At 67.6% G+C, this 20,387-nt stretch carries 17 protein-coding genes; 8 read left to right on the forward strand and 9 right to left on the reverse strand.

Annotation, left to right across the window (positions count from 1 at the left end; translation table 11 throughout):
- The 4 genes from AB4Y43_RS12775 to AB4Y43_RS12790 form a co-directional block, all read left to right on the forward strand.
- On the forward strand, positions 1-1,208 hold a 1,208-nt coding region (locus AB4Y43_RS12775), incomplete at its 5' end, for a thiamine pyrophosphate-dependent enzyme (RefSeq protein WP_368727938.1).
- Positions 1,209-1,229: 21 nt separating this feature from the next.
- The gene (locus tag AB4Y43_RS12780) at positions 1,230-2,195 is read left to right on the forward strand and encodes an NADP-dependent oxidoreductase (RefSeq protein ID WP_069262296.1); all 966 of its coding nucleotides are present in this window, start codon (positions 1,230-1,232) and stop codon (positions 2,193-2,195) included.
- 271 nt (positions 2,196-2,466) lie between these two features.
- Complete coding sequence (locus AB4Y43_RS12785) at positions 2,467-4,254, forward strand: glycoside hydrolase family 15 protein (protein WP_069262295.1); 1,788 nt, start codon at positions 2,467-2,469, stop codon at positions 4,252-4,254.
- A 294-nt stretch (positions 4,255-4,548) separates the two neighbouring features.
- Entirely contained in the window at positions 4,549-4,848 is a 300-nt protein-coding gene (locus tag AB4Y43_RS12790; protein ID WP_368727939.1) for a hypothetical protein, read from the forward strand.
- Between the two features lie 76 nt (positions 4,849-4,924).
- On the opposite strand, the gene AB4Y43_RS12795 is transcribed toward AB4Y43_RS12790, so the two are convergent.
- The 4 genes from AB4Y43_RS12795 to coxB are packed head-to-tail and all read right to left on the reverse strand — an operon-like array spanning position 4,925 to position 10,320.
- Positions 4,925-6,223 (reverse strand): cytochrome c, encoded by a 1,299-nt coding sequence (locus AB4Y43_RS12795; RefSeq protein WP_368727940.1) that lies wholly within the window; start codon positions 6,221-6,223, stop codon positions 4,925-4,927.
- Positions 6,220-6,654, reverse strand: a complete 435-nt coding sequence (locus tag AB4Y43_RS12800) for a cytochrome C oxidase subunit I (protein WP_368727941.1) — start codon at positions 6,652-6,654, stop codon at positions 6,220-6,222. The genes AB4Y43_RS12795 and AB4Y43_RS12800 overlap by 4 nt, the downstream gene beginning before the upstream one ends.
- Entirely contained in the window at positions 6,651-9,293 is a 2,643-nt protein-coding gene (ctaD, locus tag AB4Y43_RS12805; protein ID WP_368727942.1) for a cytochrome c oxidase subunit I, read from the reverse strand. The genes AB4Y43_RS12800 and ctaD overlap by 4 nt, the downstream gene beginning before the upstream one ends.
- Before the next feature lies 1 nt (position 9,294).
- Positions 9,295-10,320 carry a cytochrome c oxidase subunit II gene (gene coxB / locus AB4Y43_RS12810; RefSeq protein ID WP_368727991.1) on the reverse strand — a complete coding sequence of 342 codons (1,026 nt, stop codon included), beginning with the start codon at positions 10,318-10,320 and terminating at the stop codon, positions 9,295-9,297.
- A 101-nt stretch (positions 10,321-10,421) separates the two neighbouring features.
- Between coxB and AB4Y43_RS12815 the strand changes: the two genes are divergently transcribed.
- Positions 10,422-10,604: a hypothetical protein gene (locus tag AB4Y43_RS12815; RefSeq protein WP_342923528.1), complete on the forward strand. Its 183-nt coding sequence runs from the start codon at positions 10,422-10,424 to the stop codon at positions 10,602-10,604.
- A 55-nt stretch (positions 10,605-10,659) separates the two neighbouring features.
- On the opposite strand, the gene AB4Y43_RS12820 is transcribed toward AB4Y43_RS12815, so the two are convergent.
- From AB4Y43_RS12820 to AB4Y43_RS12835, 4 genes are read right to left on the reverse strand one after another with little or no spacing between them, the layout of a single operon-like run.
- Positions 10,660-10,812, reverse strand: a complete 153-nt coding sequence (locus AB4Y43_RS12820; protein WP_176732830.1) for a DUF6496 domain-containing protein — start codon at positions 10,810-10,812, stop codon at positions 10,660-10,662.
- A gap of 60 nt (positions 10,813-10,872) precedes the next feature.
- Positions 10,873-12,534, reverse strand: a complete 1,662-nt coding sequence (locus AB4Y43_RS12825) for a GMC family oxidoreductase (RefSeq protein ID WP_368604665.1) — start codon at positions 12,532-12,534, stop codon at positions 10,873-10,875.
- Positions 12,524-13,195 carry a gluconate 2-dehydrogenase subunit 3 family protein gene (locus tag AB4Y43_RS12830; protein WP_342948278.1) on the reverse strand — a complete coding sequence of 224 codons (672 nt, stop codon included), beginning with the start codon at positions 13,193-13,195 and terminating at the stop codon, positions 12,524-12,526. The genes AB4Y43_RS12825 and AB4Y43_RS12830 overlap by 11 nt, the downstream gene beginning before the upstream one ends.
- Complete coding sequence (locus AB4Y43_RS12835; protein WP_256094515.1) at positions 13,192-14,061, reverse strand: hypothetical protein; 870 nt, start codon at positions 14,059-14,061, stop codon at positions 13,192-13,194. Before AB4Y43_RS12835 ends, AB4Y43_RS12830 begins: the two co-directional genes overlap by 4 nt.
- Before the next feature lie 213 nt (positions 14,062-14,274).
- On the opposite strand from AB4Y43_RS12835, the gene AB4Y43_RS12840 reads away from it, so the two are divergent.
- The 3 genes from AB4Y43_RS12840 (at position 14,275) to AB4Y43_RS12850 (ending at position 20,045) form a co-directional block, all read left to right on the forward strand.
- A complete protein-coding gene (locus AB4Y43_RS12840; protein WP_069262288.1) occupies positions 14,275-15,264 on the forward strand; it encodes a chemotaxis protein CheB in 990 nt (329 codons plus the stop codon).
- Positions 15,265-15,337: 73 nt separating this feature from the next.
- Entirely contained in the window at positions 15,338-19,417 is a 4,080-nt protein-coding gene (locus AB4Y43_RS12845; protein WP_342948277.1) for a CheR family methyltransferase, read from the forward strand.
- Between the two features lie 34 nt (positions 19,418-19,451).
- Positions 19,452-20,045 carry a recombinase family protein gene (locus AB4Y43_RS12850; protein WP_069262286.1) on the forward strand — a complete coding sequence of 198 codons (594 nt, stop codon included), beginning with the start codon at positions 19,452-19,454 and terminating at the stop codon, positions 20,043-20,045.
- Here the strand turns inward: AB4Y43_RS12850 and AB4Y43_RS12855 are convergent.
- Positions 20,038-20,376, reverse strand: coding sequence for a hypothetical protein (locus AB4Y43_RS12855; RefSeq protein ID WP_256094501.1), 339 nt, complete (start codon positions 20,374-20,376; stop codon positions 20,038-20,040). The genes AB4Y43_RS12850 and AB4Y43_RS12855 overlap by 8 nt on opposite strands.
- Positions 20,377-20,387: the final 11 nt, after the last annotated feature.

Here is a 20,387-nt window from a genome sequence, read left to right on the forward strand (position 1 = left end):
ACGCCGACCACAAGCACGCGGCCGAGGAGCTCAACGCGGGCCACCGGGTGGCGATACACGTCGGCGCGGGCGCGATGCACGCCGGCGACGAGGTGGTCGCCGTGGCCGAGCGCCTGCACGCGGGCGTTGCCAAAGCGTTGCTCGGCAAAGCCGTGGTGCCCGACGACATTCCCTGGGTGACGGGCAGCATCGGCCTGCTCGGCACCAAGCCGACCGACGAGATGTTGTCCTCTTGCGACACCTTGCTGATGATTGGCTCCGGCTTCCCGTATTCGGAATTCCTGCCGAAGGAAGGCGACGCGCGCGCGGTGCAGATCGACATCGACGCGGGCATGCTCAGCGTGCGCTATCCGATGGAGGTGAGCCTCGTGGGCGACAGCGCGGCCACGCTGCGCGCGCTCTTGCCGCTGCTCGAGCAGAAGAACGCCGGGAGCTGGCGCAACCGCCTCATCCATGCTGGCGAGCGCTGGCAGCGCGTACTCGAGGATCGCGCGCACGCGGCGACGAGCGGCAAGGTGAACCCGCAGCGCGTGGTGACCGAGCTGTCGCCGCGTCTGCCCGATGGCGCGATCGTCACGAGCGACTCGGGTTCGTGCGCGAACTGGTATGCGCGCGACCTCAAGATCCGGCGCGGCATGATGTGTTCGCTGTCGGGCGGTCTCGCCTCGATGGGGGCGGCCGTTCCCTATGCCATCGCGGCGAAGTTCGCGCATCCCGAACGGCCCGTGATCGCGCTCGTGGGCGACGGCGCCATGCAGATGAACAACATGGCCGAACTCGTGACCGTGGCGAAGTACTGGCGCCAATGGGCGAGCCCGCGCTGGATCTGTTGCGTGTTCAACAACGAGGACCTGAATCAGGTGACCTGGGAGCAGCGCGTGATGCAGGGCGACGCGAAATTCGAAGCCTCGCAGGACATTCCCAATGTGCCGTATCACCGTTTTGCGGAACTGGTGGGGCTCACGGGCATCTACGTGGACAACGCGGAGCAGCTGGGCGACGCCTGGGACCAGGCGCTCGCATCGCCGCGCCCCGTGGTGCTCGAAGTGAAGACCGATCCCGACGTGCCGCCGCTGCCGCCGCATGTGACGATCGAGCAGGCGCGCCATTTCGCGCGCGCGCTCATGGAAGGCGACCCGGACGAGGGCGGCGTGATTGCGAACACGGCGCGCCAGGTGATGGCGAGCGTCATTCCGGGCAAGAAGTGATGGGCGCACAAGGAGCCATCGATGGACGCTGATATTCCCGAGACGATGCTCGCGTGGCGCGTGCCGCGCTTTGGCGGCGTGGAGTCGTTGCGCCAGGAAAGCCTGAGCGTGCCCGAGCCCGCGCATGGAGAAGTGCTGATCGAAGTGCAGGCTGCCGCGCTCAATCCCGTCGATCTCAAGACGCTGCAAGGCCGCTATCCGCTCGTTACGGAAGGCGATTTGCCGTATACGCTGGGCCGCGACGTGACGGGCGTGGTGGTGAGCAGGGGCGAAGGCGCACAGGCATGGCCGCAAGGCGCGCGCGTCTGCGCGTTCGTGGGCCAGGGGTCTGGCGCGCTCGCCGATTACGTGGTGGTCGACGCAACCGCGCTGGCGGGCGCGCCTGCAACCTGCGCCGTGGACGCGGCGGCCGCCATTCCGCTCGCCGCGCTCACGGCGTGGCAGGGTTTGTTCGAGCACGGCAAGCTGCAAGGCGGCGAGCGCGTGCTGATTCAAGGCGCGAGCGGCGGCGTGGGGCGCTTCGCCGTGCAGTTCGCGCGCCATTGCGGCGCGCGCGTCGTCGCGACGGCCTCGGCGAGCGAACGCGACGCGCTATTGGCGCTCGGCGCGAGCGAAGTCATCGACTATCACGCGCAGCGCTTCGAAGAGGAGGCAGGCGAGGTGGACCTCGTGTTCGACCTCGTGGGCGGCGAAGCCCAGCAACGCTCGTGGCAGGTCGTCAAGAACGGCGGGGCGATGGTCTCGACGCTGGGCGAACCTTCGCAGGCGCAAGCGAGCCGCCACGGCGCGCGCGCTACGCGCTACACCGCGCGAGCGGACGGCGCGCAGCTCGCCCATATCGTCGAGCTCGTCGAGAAGGGCGCGGTGAAGGCCGAAGTGGTCGAGCGCTTCGACTTCGACGACACGCCAAGGGGCTTCGAGCGGCTCGCCGGGGGGCACCTGCGCGGCAAGCTCGTAGTGATGCGTCAGTGGCACGACGCCCTTTGATCTTCGATGCTCACGCTGCGCGCACGCGACGCTGCGAGATGTCCTGGAGTGTATTCGTCGCATTGGCAAGCCGGGCGTGGGCTGCGCACGCGTTTCAAGCCTTACACGTAATCGATGCAAGTTCGCGCGCGGCCGACTGCAGCGCGAAAAGACGGTGTGCGCAGCCATTGCAAAGGGACGCGCCCTCATTGGGCTTGCAAACCTTTCGGGAATCCGAAGTGCTCGCACGGATTCGAGCGCGCCCATTCGTGCGCGGGTAGCGCTATCGTCCATGACCCGAACACGCCTCATCGAAGATTACGCATTGCTTGCCGATGGCCGCAGCGCGGCGCTGCTCGCTCGCGATGGCTCGATCGACTGGCTCTGCTGGCCGCGTTTCGACAGCGAACCCTGCTTTGCCGCGCTGCTCGGCCGCGAAGAGGATGGCCACTGGCGCCTTGCACCCGCCGATCCGGCGCGCCGCGCGAGCCGCAGCTACCGGCGCGACACGCTCATGGTCGAAACCGCCTGGAAGGGCACGCACGGCAGCGCGCGTGTGATCGACTTCATGGCGGCTGATAGCGCTGAACCGTGCATCATGCGCATCGTCGAAGGCGTGGACGGCAGTGTGGATATGCACATGATCGCGCAGCCGCGCCGCGCGGATGGGCACGCTGCGCCACACACGATAGACGCAAGCGGCGCGGCGACCGTGCACGCCGCGTGTGGCCCGATGACGTTGCGCGCGGAGGTGCCGTTGCGTGTCCACGCGCAGGCGCTCGAAGCCGCGTTCACGGTGCGCGCGGGCGAGCGCTTCGTTTTCACGCTATGCCCGGGCGAGGCCGTGGGCGTCGATCCCGCATCGGCCGTCACGGCGCTGCACGACACGCAACGTCACTGGCGCCGCTGGATCGACCACTTCGACAACGATCGAACGCTCTGGCCGCAAGCGGTGCGGCGCTCGCTCCTCACGCTCTACGCGCTGGTCTACCGTCCGACGGGCGCGATGGTCGCCGCGCCCACCACGTCTTTGCCGGAGGCGCCGGGCGGCGAACTCAACTGGGACTATCGCTATTGCTGGCTGCGCGACGCGAGTTTCGCGCTGGAAGCGTTGCTCGAAGCGGGCTTTCACGACGAAGCGCGCGCCTGGCGCGACTGGCTGCTGCGTACGATCGGCCATGTGCGCGGACACATTCACGTCATGTATTGCGTCGATGGCTGCCACGTGCCGCGCGAGCGCGAGGTCGACGCCCTGGCGGGCTGGCAGGGCGCGAGGCCCGTGCGCTTCGGCAATGCGGCGTGTATGCAATATCAGCCGGATGTGTTCGGCGAGGCGTTCGATTGCCTCTATCTCACGCGGCGCGCCGGCATCGTCGCGGCGCAGGAGGAGGCCGAACTCGAAGCGCGCTTGATCGGCTGGCTGCTCGATCATGGCGGGAAGCCGGGCTCGGGAATCTGGGAGACGCGTGGCCACGCGCGCCACTACACGCTTTCGCGCGTCATGGCGTGGGTGGCGCTCGACCGCTTCATCAAACACTGGTGTGAAGACGGCCCGGGCATAGGCGACCCGCTGGTGCAACGCGCACTGCAGATGCGCAAGGCCCTGTACGAGGAGGTCTGCGAACACGGCTGGAGCGCGCGGCGCGGCGCCTTCGTCCGCGGTTACGGCGAAGAGGCGCTCGATGCGAGCGTGCTCCTCATGCCACTCGTGGGCTTCATGCGCGCCGACGAGCCGCGCATGTCGGCCACCATCGACGCGATTCGCGCCGAACTGGGCGAAGGCGGCCTGATTCGTCGCTGGCGGCTCGGCGGGGACGAAGCGCCCGACGAAGGCGCCTTCCTCGCGTGCTCGTGCTGGATGGCCGACTGTCTCTACCTGCGCGGCGACGTGGACGAGGCCATCGCCCAGTTCGAGCGCGTGCTGGCCGTGGCCAACGACGTCGGTTTGCTCGCCGAAGAGTATGACGTGGGGGCGCAGCGGCTGGCGGGCAATTTCCCGCAGGCGCTCAGTCATCTGGCCGTGGTCAAGACGGCAATGCTGCTGAGCGGATCGGCGAAGGGCCATCGCCGCGCCAGGTGAGCCGGCGCGGGTCGTCAGGCCGATTGGCCCGCCGGCCACGATCGCCCCGATCAGCCGCGCCGCGAAATCGGGCCGGGTAACGACGAGCGGCATCGGGTTCATGAGATCGGCAGGGCTCATTGCAGGCTCGGCCCATAGCGACGCAAACGTGCGCGCAAGCCGTATGCCCCTGCGCTGCGGCAGACGCTCGCATGCGTGGCACACCATGTGCGCTGCGAAGGGCTAGCGCGCGGGTGGTTTTCAGCACGCACCGCCCGTTTTTTCTTATCCAGACGATGACGAGGAAAGCCAACCATGAAGCCACGACACTATTTCATTTCTGCACTAGCGAGCGTGACGCTTGCTACATCGGGTCTCGCGCTCGCCCAGGGTTCAGGCGGCGGCAGCAGCAGCACGAGTCCAGGCGCTGCGACCGGCGGCGCGAGTGACGTGTATCCGGCGCAGACTCAGGGCGTCGAGCAGAATCCTGCCGCTACCGGTACGACACACAAGTCGACTCATCACAAGAAGCACACGAAGGCGATGTCCAAACCGATGAACGACACGACCAACACCCCGGGTGCGGACGCAAGCAGCGACACCAAGGGGCAATAAGCTCGTCAGGTAGCCCCTGACCCGGATGGCGCGCGGTCGTTCCCCACCGCGCGCCATGTTTGACTGGAAGGAACGCTCAACGGTGGATCGCGCCGCGCAGTCGCGTAACTTCGGCGGGTGCGATGGGCGCCGCGTCGTTGCCCCACGCGCCGCGCACGAAGCTCGCCACCTGGGCGACCTCGCTGTCCGTGAACTGGGTGCGGAACCCGGGCATCTTGCGCGGCATGCCGCCATTACCGGTTTGCGGACTCTGGCTGCCTTCGACGATGAGGCGCAGTACGCTTGTCGCGTCGGACGAGAGCGCGAGCGAACTGCCCGCAAGGGGCGGCGCCTTGTCGGGTTTGCCGGCGCCGTCGGCGCCGTGGCATTTTGCGCAGTACGAGAGATAGAGGCCGGCGCCGGGCCGCTCCGGCGTGCCGCCGTGCAATGCCGCCATGGTCGAGGCGCGCGCGGCCGGGGAATCGGCATACTGGCCACTCGCCTCGCGTGCGGGCAGCGATTTCAGATAAGTGGCGATGGCGTGCAGATCGTCGTCGCCCAGGTATTGCGTGCTCGCGCCCACCACGGGCGCCATCGCGCCGAATGCATAGGCGCGGTCGTTGTGCCCGTCGCGCAGGAACGCGGCGATGTCGTCGGCACTCCAGCGGCCCAGGCCGCTGCCGGGGTCGCCCGTGAGATTCGGCGCGTACCAGTGGTCGTTCACGCCGCCCGTGAGGTAGAGCGGGCTGCTTTGCGTGTAGCCCATTTCGTTGTAGGCGGGCCCGCGCGGCGTGTGACACGCGCCGCAGTGGCCGAGACCCTGCACGAGCCAGGCGCCGCGATTCCACTGCGCGGTCTGCCCGGGGTCGGGCTCGAAGCGGCCATGCTGTGCGAACGCGAGACGCCAGAACATCATCACCCAGCGCTGGTTGAACGGAAACGGCAGATGCGTTTGCGGCGCGGCATTCGGCACCGGCTTCACGCCATACATGAAGTACTGGTAGAGCGCGTTCACGTCGCTTGCCGCCAGCGCCGCAAACGACGGATAAGGCATCGCGGGATAGAGCCGCTTGCCGCCACGTGCTTCGCCGCGCTGCAAGGCTGCGGCGAACTGCGCGGGCGTGTAGTCGCCGATGCCGTGCACGGGGTCGGGCGTGATGTTGCTCGCGTAAATCGGACCGAACGGCGAATTCACGGCGAGACCGCCGCCGAAGGGTTCGCGTTTGGCGGAATCGTGGCACGAGGCGCAATCGCCCGCTTTCGCGAGCTTTTCCCCGAGTGCGATCTGGGCGGCATCGGGCGGCGGCTTCGTCGTCGCGAACGGCTCGTCGCGGTGGCAGCCGGCGAGCAGCACGAGGGCGGCGAGCACAGCGCTCGAACCGGCGCGGGAGTTCATCGCAACGCCCCGCATAGCCGTTCGAGCGGCAACGCGAACAGCACCGAGATCGTGAATACGAGCGCGATCGTGAACGCCACGGCAACGGCCATGCTGCTCCAGGCGAGAAAGCGGAAGGTGTCGCGCTGCGGCGTGTCGACGGCGGCGCTTTCGCGCCACGTGCGTCGCGCCAGCAGCGCGCCGGTGAGCGCCAGAGCGAACGCAGCGGCGGAGACGAGCGCAAGCGTCCAGTGCACGACCTCCCAGGGCTCGCCATTGCGTTGCGGGACGCCGCCGGCACACGCGGTGGCCGCGAGCGTCTGGCAGACCAGCAAGTGGACCGCCCAGATGGCCGGCACGCCAAAAATGCCGTACCACACGGCAATATGCTGCCGCAGCGTGGGCCGGATGCGTGCGGGCACGGGTGCTGGAGACGCGGCGGATTGCATCATCGTCCTCGCATCCAGTAAGGCGAGAGATAGAGCACGGAGAAGATGAAGAGCCACACCACGTCGACGAAGTGCCAGTACAGGCCGCCAATGGTGAGCGCCGCATCGCGTCTGCCGTCGAAGTAGCCGCGCGCGATCCAGAACGCGAGCGCGGCGAGCATCAGCACACCCGCCATCACGTGGGCCATGTGAAAGCCCGTGATCGTGAAGTAGAGCGAACCATACAGATGCGTCGCGAGCCCGTAGGGCCGGTCGTGCCACTCGAAGAACTGGATCGTGACAAACGCGACGCCGAGCGCAATGCCGGCGATCATCGACCAGAACGCGGGCCAGGAGCGCGCGCGCCGCACGAACGCGCCCGCGAGCCATACGAACACGCTGCTCGTGAGCAGCAGCGCCGTGTTCAGTCCGCTCATGCCGAGCTTGGGCAGGCCATCGGGCGGCCAGGGCTGTGCGCTCTGCGAAGCGAGATAGAGGTACGAGAAGATCAGGTAGCCGAACAGCGCGGTTTCCGTCACGACGAGCGTGAGCACGCCCCACCAGCCGCCCGCATGTTCGCCGGCGCTGCCCACGGGCAAGGCAAGGGTTTCGTCTTCGCTGCGGATCGCAGTCGTCTCGGCGACTTTGCCGGCGGGCGTCGTGCCTTGCGGCGCGAACGGTTCGCGCTGTCCTAGCGAGCGCCGCGGCCACAGCCACGAGAGCAGCGCGAGTCCGCATGCGAGCCCGGCGAGCGCGGTGAACTGAGTCGAATGGAACAGCAACCCCACGAACACGAGCGTCGAAGCCACGCCCAGCACGAAGGGCGCGTAGCTGTCCTCGGGCATCTTGAGGATGACGTCGGGCTCGCCCATGAGGGGCGTGACGCCGAGCGCTTCGCGCCCGCGATGGAGCAGATAGCCGGGACGCGGCACATTTGCATCGGGCTGCCAGAGCGGGTCCCGCGAGCGCACGCTCGGCAGGATTGCGAAGTTGTACGGAGGCGGCGGCGACGAGGTCGCCCACTCGAGGCCCGCCGCATTCCATGGGTTCGCGCTCGCGCGTGCGCCGCGCCGCGCGCTCACGAGCGCATTGCCGATAAACATGGCGATGCCGATCGCGAACACGAATGCGCCGATGCTCGTGAGCAGGTTGGCCGTGTCCCAGCCCATGCCTTCCGGGTAGGTATAGATGCGCCGCGGCATGCCGAGGAGCCCGGAGATGTGCATCGGAAAGAAACCCAGATTGAAGCCGATGAACGTGACCCAGAAGGTCCACTTGCCGAAGCGCTCGTGCATGAGCCGTCCGGTGAACTTGGGAAACCAGTACGTGAGACCGCCGAGCACCGGAAACACGTTGATGCCGAGCAGCACGTAGTGGAGGTGGGCCACGACGAAGTAGGTGTCGGTGAGCTGCCAGTCTAGCGGCACGGCGGCGGTCATCACGCCGGAAACGCCGCCCACGGTGAACATCAGCACGAATCCCGCGAAGTAGTAGAACGGCGTCTTGAACACGGGCTTGCCGGTCCAGATCGTGGCGATCCACGCGAACACCGCAATCGCGCTCGGCACGGAAATCACCATGCTCGCCGCACCGAAGAAGGCCAGGGCGAGCGGCGGCAGGCCCGTGGCGAACATGTGATGGAGCCACACTTCGAAGCCCACGAGCATCGTCGCGACCGTTGACAGCGCAACGGCCGCGTAGGCGACGATCGGGCGGCGGCAGAAGGTGGGCAGCGCGTCGGACACGATGCCCATGGCGGGCAGCACGACCACGTAGACCCACGGGTGCGCGAAGATCCAGAAGAGGTGTTGCCACAACAGGGGGCGCCCGTCGGCTGTCGTATCGAAGAAGTGCGAGCCCGCGTTGCGGTCGAGCCAGAGCATAAAGAACGCGAGGCTCACGGAGGGCACGGCGAGCAGATTGGCGGCCGAAGCCGTGAGCGTGCCCCAGACGAGGATGGGCAGGCGCGCGACCGACATGCCGCTGGCCCGCATGCGCAGGAACGTGATGACGAAGTTCCCCGCGCCCACTGTGGTGGAAATGCCGAGCAGCACCATGCCGAGCGCGTAGACGTCGATGTTCGGCCCGGGGTTGTAGGCGGCCGTGGAAAGCGGCACGTAGTTGAACCAGCCCGCATTGGCGCCCTGTCCCGCGGGAAAGCTCGCGTAGAGCAGAATGCCCGCGCCGAGAAAGACCCAGTACGAGAGCGCGTTCAGGCGCGGGAACGCCATGTCGCGCGAGCCGAGCACGAGCGGCCACAGGTAGTTCGAAAAGCCGCTCAGCACGGGTAACGCGTAGAGAAAGATCATCGTGACGCCGTGCATCGTGAACAGCTGGTCGTATTGCTCGGGCGTGAGCAGCGTTTCGTTGGGGCGCGCGAGTTGCGCGCGCATGATGAGCGCTTCCACGCCGCCCAGCACGAGGAACACGAACGCCGTGACGAGATAGCGGAGGCCGATGGTCTTGTGATCCACCGTGGAGAGCCAGCCGCGCCAGCCAGGGCGCGTTTCCCACATCTCCTGGAGGCGGCGCAGCGTGGCTTCGTCGAGCGGCGCCGTGCCCGTTTCCGGCACGCGCGAGAGGCGCCCGGCACGCGGACGGCGCGGCACCGTCGCGCTGGCGGGACGGTCGGAAGCTGCGGGGGAGGCCGGGATATCGTTCATGTCACTGGAGTGTGTCGAGCCACGCGCCGAGGTCGCTCGCCTCGGCCGGAGTGAGGGCAATGTCTGGCATGAGCGATTCGGGTTTGCGCTGCTGTGCGTGCGCGACCCAGTCGAGCCGGTTGACGGATGTGTTGGCGAGCGTGCCCGCGGCGATCAGGCGCCGCGAGGCGAGATGCGTGAGGTCGGGCGCCTGCATGCCGCCCGACTGCGTGCCGCGCACGGCATGGCAGCCGCCGCAGCGCGCGGCGAACAGTTGCTCGCCGCGCTGCGCCGCGCCGCTTTGCGCGGCCGCTGCGGGCTGCCGTTGCGCATCGAGCCAGCGCGAGAAATCGGCGGGGGCCTGCGCCACCACTTCCATGGCCATATGCGCGTGCTGTGCCCCGCAGAACTGCGTGCACTGCCCGCGCCATACGCCGGGATGGTCGGCCTCGATCCACTGGTGATTGACCTGGCCGGGTATGGCCTGCGTCTTGCCCGCGAGCGCCGGAACCCAGAACGCGTGCACGACGTCGGCGCTTTGCAGATCGACGCGCACGGGCTCGCCCGTGGGAATGTGGATTTCGTTGGCGGTTTCGAAGCTCGCGCCCTCGGGCGTTCGATAGCTCACTTTCCACCACCAGTCGTAAGCCGTGACGGTCACGGTGAGCGAAGGCTCGCGCGGCGGGTCGGCCACGGCGGCCAGCACGCGCAGCATCGCCACGAGCGCGCCCAGCAACAGCACCGATGAAATGGCCGTGCCGACGGCAACGATGCGGTTCGCCGTGCGCTCGCCTTGCTCGTCGGCAACGTTGGTTTGTAGCAAAGCTTGATCTTGCGCCGCGCCACCGCGACGCCTGCGCCGGATCGCCAGATAGAGCAACGACGCTATGACGATGCACACGCCCACGCACAGGACGGCGAGGCCCCAGTCGAGCGCCTGCACCGGACCCGATGCGGGGCCCGCGCTGTGCAGGAAGTAGGCAAGTGGGGTCATGAGCGGCGCAGCAGCGTAGGCGTCCAGAACGTTTTTCGCCTGCGCACCCGGCATGCCCATGCACGCCTCATCGCTGCGCGAGCCAGGCACACGCGCTGCGCGATCCCGGCAGGCCCGCTACGCGCTTTTACCGGCGTTTTTTATGGAGATCGAGCATGCAAAGCCCTTACGACCTGCCCCGTTTTCGACGCGTCCAGATGGAGCCCGCCACGCCGCCGAAAAAGAACGATCCGGGCGGCGGCGCAGAACCCGACGAGCGCGAATCCGGCGCCCCTCAGGCGGAGCCGCACGAGTTGCCGGACCTGCCGGAACCTGCCGAAGTCGGCGAGGATGGCTAACTCACGAAACACGAAACGCGTGATGAAAGACGCGCCGCGTGCGCGGCGCGCCCGATCACTTCTGGTTCTTCTTCGGAATCTTCGCGCCGGATTTGCGCGCCTGGTTCAGCGCGATGGCAACGGCTTGCTTCTGCGACTTGCCTTGCTTCACTTCCGTCTTGATGTTCTTCGAGATCGCTTCGCGGGTTTTTCCCTTGCTGAGTGGCATGATGGCCTCCTTTTGAAAAACATCTGCGTCAACGCACGACGCGTGCCCGCGCGATGGTCATCAAAGCTCGCCGCGCGCGGCCAGCGTCTTGATGCGGTCGGCGGTGCGGCACGCAACGGCCTGGATGGTGAGCGAAGGATTGACGCCGCCTACGGTCGGAAACACGGAGCCGTCGCAGATCCATAAATTCGGAATGTCCCATGAGCGGCAGTCCGCATCGACGACGCTCGTTTGCGCGTCGCTGCCCATGCGCGCCGTGCCGTTCAGGTGGCAGGTGTCGTCGTCCTGGGTCCAGATGTCGCGCGCGCCCGCCGCCTCCAATGCACGGCTCATATAGTCCAGCGCGTGGTTCACGAGCCGGCGGTCGTTCTCGCCCATCGACCATGTGACGCGTGCGACGGGCAGGCCGAGCGCGTCTTTCTCGTCGGCGAGCGTCACGCGGTTGCGTTCCTGCGGGAGCGTCTCGCCCACCATCTTGAGACCCGCCTGATGGTTGTACTTCGTCATCTCGCGCATGAGCGCGTCGCCCCACAGGCCGCGGCTCGTTTGCGTCGCCGCCCAGACGAGCGGCAGCGGGCCCTGGCTCATGTAGCAATAGCCGCCGTGAAAGTCCTTGCCTTCGTCCTGATAGTTCCAGTGTTCGGTGAGCGCCAGCGAAGGCGGCCCCTTGTACCAGCGGATTTCGTCGTCGAATACGCCCCACGCGGCCTGGTTCGTCTGCACCATGAGATTCTTGCCGACGAGTCCCGAGCGGTTCGCCAGGCCTTCGGGAAAGCGTCCGTTCGCGGAAAGCAGCAGCAGGCGCGGCGTTTCGATGGCGTACCCCGCCACGACCACGTTGCGCGCGCGCTGGAAATGCCAGCGCCCCTCGCGATGAAAATGCACGCCGGCGGCGCGCGCCAGCGCGTCGGTTTCGATGCGGCCCACCATCGCGAGATCGCGGATTTCCGCGCCCGCGCGCACGGCGCGCGGAATCCACGTGACGAGCGCGCTCTGCTTCGCGTTGGTCGCGCAGCCCGACACGCAAAAGCCGCGATAGACGCACTGATGCGCGTCGCCGCGCGGCGCGGAGAGCGTCGCGAGCGGCGTGGGCGCCCAGGGAATGCCGAGCGCCTCGCAGCCGCGGGCGAGCACGAGGCCCGCGCCGTTGATTTCATGCGCGCGATACGGATAGCGCGGTCGTTTGGGTCCCCACGGATAGTTCACCGGCCCGGAGATGCCGAGCGCCTGCTCGACCTCGGTGTAGTAGCGCCACATCTCGCGCCAGTCGAGCGGCCAATCCACGCCATAGCCGAGTTTGGTGCGCGATTGAAACCACTCGGGCCGAAAGCGCAGCGAGACCATGGCGAAGTGGACGGTGCTGCCGCCCACCGCACGGCCGCTGTTGTTGCTGCCCAGCTGCAAGGGGTTTTCGCCGTCGCAGATGCGTTCGTCGGTCCAGTAGAGCTTGGCCTGGTGGGTCTCGTCGGAGGCGAATTCTTCGAGGGGCCGCCACCATGCGCCCGCGTCGAACGCCACCACGCGAAAGCCCGCCTCCGCAAGCCGGCAGGCGAGCGTCGCGCCTCCCGCGCCGGTGCCGACGATGGCGAAATCGACCGGATCGTCGAGCGCGTATTCGCGCATGCGCATCCAGCCGCCGCGCCGGAACACGTCGGGCGCGCGGCCGTGCTTGCCACGCGGCGCTTCGCTGGCGTCGGTCGAGTCGGCGAGATCAGCGCACACGCTCGTTCTCCCTGCGGGCCGCCTCGTGCGCCGCGTCGCTTTCGTCGGCGGCTTCGACGGCTTCCCAAGGATCGCGCCGGTTCGTATAGAGGCGCACGTAGCCGCGCGGATTCGCCGGGCCGCCAAAGCCCATCGCATTCCACGCGAGCGGGTGTGACCAGTACGCGGCGCTCACGTCGTGCAGCACGCGCTTCGCGAAGAACAGGTCGCACGGCATGCCGTGCCAGGCCCGGCTGCGCAGCTCGCCACGCTGCATGCGGGCGACGAGCGCACGCCGCCGTTCGTCGTGCAACTGCGCAAAGGGCTCCCCGCAGGCTTTCACGCTTTCCGCATCGAGGGCGGCGAGCCCCGTCTCCCAGGCGGCGCGCAACGGCGGCAGGCGGGCGTCGCGAAACCCGTCGCGGCGGTCGTCGAGCAGTTTGCCTTCCACGAGCGCGGCGACCGGCACGCGCGGAGCGTGCTCGCCATTGACGTTGCCGGGCTGCGGCACGATCGTGTCGCACAGCGCGAGCAGCGTCTGCCACTGCGATGGACCGAGATAGCGCGCCTGGTTCGGGATGTTCAGGCGCGCCTCGATCACCGCACGCGTGGGCGCGTCCCACGAAGGCGTGTCGCGTTTGGCAAGCACGTCGTAGCCGGGATAAGTCGGCGTTCGGGTCATCGTTCGGTCTCCCGCATGCGCAACGCCGCAAGCCCCGCGAGCGCGAGCGCGCTGAAAGCGGGCGGCGCGGGCAGGGGCGGCCCCGCGAACAGATTTTGCGACCAGTTGCGCCAGCCGCCCTGCGCGCGCGCCACGCCGTTCGCATGAAAGCCGAAGCCCGCAAAACCGAGCGCCGCCGTGAGCCGCAGCCAGAAGCGCGCGAACACGCTCGCGCGGGCCGCATGGCGGGGCGGGGCCCACGCCGCATGCGCGAGCAACGCGCTGCTCACAGGCACGATGGTCACGGGCGCGTACATCGCCGGATGCTGGAACGCGCCGCGAAAGTGCAGCAGCGCCGCCTCGGCCGCTGTGCCGAGCAGCCCCACGCCCGCCACCAGCGCGAGCGCCTTGCCCGCGGGCATGCCGAAGAGCTGCGGGTCGTGCCCGGGCTCGTCGCGCAACTGCTCGGCGACTGCGCCCAGCACGCCGGAGAGCACCAGCGCGAAGGGTGCGCCCGCCGGCGCGCCGTAAAAGGCGTTATGCCAGCTGAATCCGCCGGGCCGCTTCGTCACGTTGTAAAGATGGAAGGCGGTGCCCGTCACGCCGGTCGCGGCGCTGGTGAGCTGGATCGCGTGACGCAGCCCGTGCGAGGCCGCGCGCCGGTCCGCGCCGCCATGCAGCGCCGCGGCGAGCGAGCAGAGCGCCACGGCGGGCGGCAGGTACATCGCACGGTTTTCGAACGAGCCGCGATAGTGCTCCATGGCGCTGTCGGCCAGTACGGAGAGCGCGAGCAGCGCCGACCCATGATTGAAGCTGCGCGCTGCGGCCACGTGCTTGCCGCTCGCACGTGCGTGCGCAGCTTCGCGCAGGCTGCGCGTGGACCACATGGCGAGCGCGGCGCCCGCCGCGACGCTCGCCATGGCCGCGGCGGCGCGCGTGGATCGTGTCATCGGCCTGCCCTCCGTCCTGTTCGTCAGTCCCCGACGAAACAGCAAGGCAGATGCCGCGGCCCCCGCGCTCGCTCTCTGCCACCCCTGCAGGCACGGCAATTGCGCAAAGTGACGGATTGATCCCGATTCACCTGCCAGCCTGGACACCAATTGATCTACCGAGACTTCATCGCCATAGGCACATCGTCGGGCGGCGTCGATGCGCTTCGAAGTCTTGTGTCCGCGCTTCCGCCCGACTTGCGGGCGACGATCGCAATCGTGCTCCATGTGGGCAGCCACTACAGCCATCTGCCTTCGCTGCTCAACAGCGCAGGCCCGCTGCGCGCAGTGCATGCCGCGGACGGCGAAACCTGGGCGCGCGGCAGGATTTACGTGGCGCCCCCCGACCAGCACATGATCGTGGAGGGCTCGCATCTGCGGCTCGTGCATGCCGCGAAGGAAAACTTTGCCCGTCCGGCCATCGACCCGCTCTTTCGCAGCGTGGCCGCGGAACTGGGCCCGCGCAGCATCGGCGTGATTCTTACGGGCCTGCTGGACGACGGCGCGGCCGGTCTCGAGGCCATCCAGGCCTGCGGCGGCACCGGGATCGTCCAGGACCCGTCCGACGCCTTCGCCAGCGAAATGCCGCTCAACGCTGCGCCGTTCGCCGACTACATCCTGCCGCTCGCGGGCGTGGCCCACCGGCTCGTGGAATTGACGGACCGCGCGCCGCCCGCAACGGCCGAGGAAGGCGTCGCGAGACGCCGCGCCGCCGGGCTCGTCAGCACGGAGCTGCGCGCCTGGCGCGAGGGCAATGGACTGGCCGGCGATCTGACCAGCATCGGCACGCCTTCGACGTTCACCTGCCCCGAGTGCAACGGCACGCTCTGGCGCCTCGACTACTCGCGTCTGCTGCGCTACCGCTGCCATACGGGCCACGCCTACACGGCGGCCTCGCTCAACCGGGGCCGCAGCCGCGACGTGGAGCGCTCGTTGCGCGACGCGCTGCGCGCGCTGCGCGAGCGCGAATCGATGAGCCGTGCCCAGAGCGAACACTACCGGCAGTGCGGCGACCGCGATGCGCAGCAGCGGGAGGAGGAAACCGCGCGGCGTGCGGGCGATGCGGCAGGACTATTGCAGTCGATGCTCCTGGAGGGATAATGTCGGCGCAGCACCCGCGGCCTGAGCGCGCGAGTGCGAACGCGATTCATTCCAACTTCAGGACCTGGCGATCATGCCGAAACGACGTGGCCATATGCCCCGCAGCCAGACCAATTATCCGATCGTCGGTATCGGCGCATCGGCAGGCGGCCTTAGCGCGCTGCTGGCCTTCTTCGAATCCCTTCCCTCCCACACCTCGATGGCGTTCGTCGTGGTCGTCCATCTCGCGCCCGACCACGAAAGCAGTATGGCCGCGCTGCTGCGCAAGGCGACCGACATGCCCGTGGTGGAGGTGACGAGCCCGACCCCCATCGAGCCCGACCATGTGTATGTCATCACACCGTCACTCGATCTGGCGATGGTGGACGACTATCTGCGCGTTTCTCCCAGTCAGCCTCAGGAGGGCCGCCGCGCGGCGATCGACGTGTTCTTCCGCACGCTCGCCGAAACGCATCACGAGCGCGCCATCGGCATCGTGCTCTCGGGCGCGGGCTCGGACGGCTCCGCCGGCCTCTCGCGCGTCAAGGAAATGGGCGGCATCACGTTTGCCCAGGATCCCTCGGAGGCGGAATACGACAGCATGCCGCGCAGCGCCATCGCCACCGGCATGGTCGACTTCGTCACCACGGCGGCGGAGATGCCGCAGCGTCTGATGGACCTCTGGTCGACGACGAAGGAAATTCAACTGCCGGTCGCGGAAAGCGAGGAGCGGCGCGAAGAGCATATCAACGAGGCGGCCGAGCGGGCGCTGCGCGAGATCATGATCATCCTGCGCACGCGCACGGCGCACGATTTCCGCCACTACAAGCGCGCCACCGTCCTGCGCCGCATCGAACGGCGCTTGCAGGTCAACGGCATCACCGACCTGCAGGCGTACCGGGACCATCTGCATCTGCATCCCGAGGAAACCCAGGCGCTGCTGCAGGACATGCTCATCAGCGTCACCAACTTCTTCCGCGACAAGGAAGCGTTCGACGTGCTCGAGCGCGAGGTCCTGCCGCAGCTGTTCGAAGGGCGCGGCGAACAGGACCGCATCCGCGTGTGGTCCGTGGGCTGCGCCACGGGCGAGGAAGCCTATTCGCTGGCGATGCTGCTCCAGGAGCGCTCGCTCAAGTCGACGGAAGGCACCTCGTTCCAGGTGTTCGCAACCGACATCGACGAACGCGCGATTTCGTTCGCGCGCACGGGGCTCTTCCCTGACTCGATCCTCGCCGACGTCACGCCGGCACGCGTGCGCCAGTTCTTCTCCAAGGACGCCGCGCATTATCGTGTGAAGAAAGAACTGCGCGAGCACATGCTGTTCGCGCATCACAACGTGCTGAGCGATCCGCCGTTCTCGCGCCTCGACCTGATCTGCTGCCGCAACCTGCTGATCTATCTCGACCGCGAAGCGCAGATCGAAATCCTCAAGATGTTCCACTTCGCGCTGCGGCCGGGCGGCGTGCTGTTCCTCGGCAGTTCCGAATCCGCGGACAGCGTGAGTTCGATGTTTACCGTGGTGGACAAGCGCAACCGCATTTACCGGGCGAACATGGCGGTGCGCGGCGACACGCCCGTGCCCGTGGCGATTGCCGGCACGATGAACGCGCGGCCCGTGGTCGCGACTGTGCAGCCGCCGGGGCGCCGCCGCTTTTCGTTCGGCGACCTGCACCAGCGCCTCGTCGAACAGTACGCGCCGCCTAGCGTGCTGGTGAGCCGCGATTCGGAAATCGTGCATCTGTCCGACCGCGCGGGCCGCTTCCTCCAGTATTCGGGCGGCGAGCCTTCGCATAACATCGTCGCCGCCGTGCGCCCGGAATTGCGGCTCGAGCTGCGCACCGCGATCTACCAGGCGCTGCACACGAACCGCAGCGTCGAGGCGCGGCGCGTACGTCTGGAGCGCGACGGGCGCTCGTATTTCGTCAACATGACGGCGCGGCCGGTGCACGACCCCGAGGCGAACGCCGACTTCGTGCTCGTGCTCTTCGACGAAGTCGAAGACAGCATGAGCGGGGTGGAAACGGCTTCCGTAGACGTGCAGAAGGACCCGATCATCACCCAGCTCGAACGCGAACTGCAGCGCACCAAGGAGCAGCTGCAGTCGACCATCGAGCAGTCGGAAACCTCGACGGAAGAACTGAAGGCGTCCAACGAGGAACTGCAGGCGATCAACGAGGAACTGCGCTCGGCGACCGAGGAACTCGAAACCAGCAAGGAAGAGCTGCAGTCGATCAACGAGGAGCTCACCACCGTCAACGCGGAGCTGAAGTCGAAGGTCGAAGAGACCAGCAAGATCAACGACGACTTGCAGAACCTGATCGCGGCGAACGATATCGGTACGATCTTCGTGGACCGCAACATCTGCATCAAGCGCTACACGCCGCGCGCGACCGACGTGTTCAGCATCATTCCTTCGGATATCGGCCGCTCGCTGCTCGACATCACGCACCGGCTCGAATACGACAAGCTCGCCGACGACGCCGCCGAAGCCTTCGACTCGCTGCGCCTGATCGAGCGCGAGCTCAAGAGCAACGACGGGCGCTGGTATCTCGCGCGCTTCGTGCCGTATCGCACGACCGAAGACCGTATCGACGGCGCGGTGCTCTCGTTCATCGACATCACCGGGCGCCGCCAGGCCGAAGACCAGTTGCGCGAAGGCGAGCGGCGCATGCGCATCGTCGCCGAGGGCACGAAGGACTACGCGATCATCACGTTCGACGACGAAGGTTACATCACGAGCTGGAACGCGGGCGCGGAACGCATTTTCGGTTATACGGAGGCCGAAATGATCGGTCAGTCCGCCGATCTGCTCTCGACCGAAGAAGACCGCGTGAACAAGGTCGCCGACCGCGAGTTCGCGCTCGCGCGCCAGCATGGCCGCACCGACGAGGAACGCTGGCACCTGCGCAAGGACGGCACGCGCTTTTTCGCGAGCGGCGTGCTCTCGCGCCTCGACGAAGCGGGCGTCAGCGGCTTTGCCAAGATCGCGCGCGACCTGGGCGAGCTCGTGCCCGCGGACGCGGACCTGCACAACGCCACGCTCGAACAGGTGCGCGACGCCGGCGAGCGCGACGGGCAGCGGCGCCAGGACGAGTTTCTCGCGGTGGTGTCGCACGAACTCAAGCATCCGCTGAACTTGATCTCGGCGAGCGCCGAACTCATTGCGCGGGCGCCGGAAACGCGCCAGAGCCTGAACCTCACGCGCGCGGCGGACACAATCCGGCGCACCGTGGTCGGTCAGGCGCAGATCATCGACGACCTGCTGGATATTTCGCGCGTGCGTACCGGCAAGCTTTCGGTCATGCGCTCGGCGGTGGACATGCGCGAGATCGTGCAGCGCGTTTGCCACGCCGTGCAGTTCGAGGCGCAGCAGCGCGGCATTGCGCTGAACGTCTCGGTCACACAGACGCCGGTGATCCTGCATGCCGATTTCACGCGCATCGAGCAGATTGTCTGGAACCTCATCAGCAATGCCATGAAGTTCACCCATCGCGGTTCGGTGGACGTCTCGCTGGAGGTCGCCGAAGACGAAGCCGTGCTGCGCGTGAAAGACACCGGCACCGGCATCGAACCGGCGCTCCTGCCGCATATCTTCGACATGTACAAGCAAAGCCGGCAGTCCGCCGCGCGGCGCTCGGGTCTCGGCATTGGCCTCGCGCTCGTGCGGGAACTCGTGACGATCCACGGCGGCAGCGTGCGCGCGGAGTCGCAGGGCCTGGGGCGCGGCGCGACGTTCACGGTGACGCTGCCGATGCAGCGTTCGTTCGCGCATGCGGAAAGCCACGACGGCGCGGCCGTGGCGTCGCTGCAGGGGCTCCATATCCTGATGGTCGACGACGACGCCACCACGGTCGAGACGTTCAAGCTGCTGCTGGAGAGCGAAGGCGCGAATGTGCAGACGGCCACGAGCGGCGAGGAAGCGCTGACGCTGCTCAACGGCAACGCGCCGGATCTCGTGCTGTCCGATCTCGGCATGCCGGGCATGGACGGGTACGAGTTCATTGGCAAGCTGCGTTCGCAGCCCGCGCTCGAATCCGTGATCTGCATCGCGCTGAGCGGCTTTGGCCAGGAGGCCGATGTGGAGCAGTCCGAGCAGGCGGGTTTCGACGCGCACCTCAAAAAGCCGGTACAGCTCGAAGATCTGCTGGCGACTTTCGCGCGCTTGAGACGCTAGTTCGCGAGCCTCCGGGCGAGTACGGGAGCCACGTGTGCAACGGACGTTCTTCTACATCAACGGCGCGAGCGACGGCGAGTTTCCCGAGCGGGAGCTGATCCAGCTCGACAAGGCGGGCTACACCGTGGCGCTCAGCCGCGTGGCCATCGACGCGGTGGCGCCGTATGTAGCCGCCGCCGAACGGCCCGCGTTGACGAGGCTGCTTGGACGCATCGATGCCGAGGACGAGTTGGTGGTCCTGCAGCTTTCCGCTTTGGGCTGCAACGCGCGCGACGTGCTCGCTACGCTGCTCAACTGCCGCAAGGGGAAAATTGGCGTGCGCTGTGTCGAACTGGGCGGCGTCGATCTCACGGGGCGCCCCGAGCCGCAAGCGGTCAAGATGCTGCGCGCGGTGGTCCGCATGGAGGCGGCCGCCCGCAGCGAACGCAGCCGCAACGGCCTGAAGCTCGCGCAGCGCAGCGGGCGTCCCACGGGCAGGCCCGCCTCGCTTTCGGCGCACGACCGCGCGCGCGTGATGAGTTCGCTGGGCAGCGGACTCTCGGTGAGCGAAGTGGCACGGCGCTTCGGCACTTCGCGGCAGACGGTTCTGCGCATACGCGCCGCCGCGGGAACGCCGGATCTCAAGTAATCAGCGTATAAGGGTCGGCTTCCAGCGCGACGCCCGCCCCGCGGATCACCTGCATGTAAGCGAACGTGTCACCCACTGCAGCGCTGGCTTGCTCCGCGAGACTGCGCACATCTGCCGATTTCTCGGCACTCGCCATCATGGATTCCAGCGCTGCCGAGTCCGCGAAGCCGTGCGCGGCCGCTGCACAGAGAACCGCATCGAGAATACGCCGGGCCGCCGCGCGGGCATCGACCGACGCGAGCGGGGCGCGGTAGGCGAGAAAGCCCGCCATCAACAGAAAGTCCGCTGGGCTGATACGGTGGCCATTGCCAACCGGCACGCCTTCCGGCATGTCGTGATGTC

The organism is Paraburkholderia sp. BR10872, assembly GCF_040965835.1.
Classification (GTDB): Bacteria; Pseudomonadota; Gammaproteobacteria; order Burkholderiales; family Burkholderiaceae; genus Paraburkholderia; species Paraburkholderia nodosa_A.

What these genes read in the sequence shown, in the direction of transcription:
- AB4Y43_RS12815 (WP_342923528.1), top strand. Translation starts at nt 10,422, where the DNA reads ATGCAAAGCCCTTACGACCTGCCCCGTTTTCGACGCGTCCAGATGGAG.
- AB4Y43_RS12785 (WP_069262295.1), top strand. Translation starts at nt 2,467, where the DNA reads ATGACCCGAACACGCCTCATCGAAGATTACGCATTGCTTGCCGATGGC.
- AB4Y43_RS12780 (WP_069262296.1), top strand. Translation starts at nt 1,230, where the DNA reads ATGGACGCTGATATTCCCGAGACGATGCTCGCGTGGCGCGTGCCGCGC.
- AB4Y43_RS12845 (WP_342948277.1), top strand. Translation starts at nt 15,338, where the DNA reads ATGCCGAAACGACGTGGCCATATGCCCCGCAGCCAGACCAATTATCCG.
- AB4Y43_RS12820 (WP_176732830.1), bottom strand. Translation starts at nt 10,812, where the DNA reads ATGCCACTCAGCAAGGGAAAAACCCGCGAAGCGATCTCGAAGAACATC.
- AB4Y43_RS12800 (WP_368727941.1), bottom strand. Translation starts at nt 6,654, where the DNA reads ATGATGCAATCCGCCGCGTCTCCAGCACCCGTGCCCGCACGCATCCGG.
- coxB (WP_368727991.1), bottom strand. Translation starts at nt 10,320, where the DNA reads ATGCCGGGTGCGCAGGCGAAAAACGTTCTGGACGCCTACGCTGCTGCG.
- AB4Y43_RS12830 (WP_342948278.1), bottom strand. Translation starts at nt 13,195, where the DNA reads ATGACCCGAACGCCGACTTATCCCGGCTACGACGTGCTTGCCAAACGC.
- AB4Y43_RS12795 (WP_368727940.1), bottom strand. Translation starts at nt 6,223, where the DNA reads ATGAACTCCCGCGCCGGTTCGAGCGCTGTGCTCGCCGCCCTCGTGCTG.
- AB4Y43_RS12790 (WP_368727939.1), top strand. Translation starts at nt 4,549, where the DNA reads ATGAAGCCACGACACTATTTCATTTCTGCACTAGCGAGCGTGACGCTT.
- AB4Y43_RS12835 (WP_256094515.1), bottom strand. Translation starts at nt 14,061, where the DNA reads ATGTGGTCCACGCGCAGCCTGCGCGAAGCTGCGCACGCACGTGCGAGC.
- AB4Y43_RS12855 (WP_256094501.1), bottom strand. Translation starts at nt 20,376, where the DNA reads ATGCCGGAAGGCGTGCCGGTTGGCAATGGCCACCGTATCAGCCCAGCG.
- ctaD (WP_368727942.1), bottom strand. Translation starts at nt 9,293, where the DNA reads ATGAACGATATCCCGGCCTCCCCCGCAGCTTCCGACCGTCCCGCCAGC.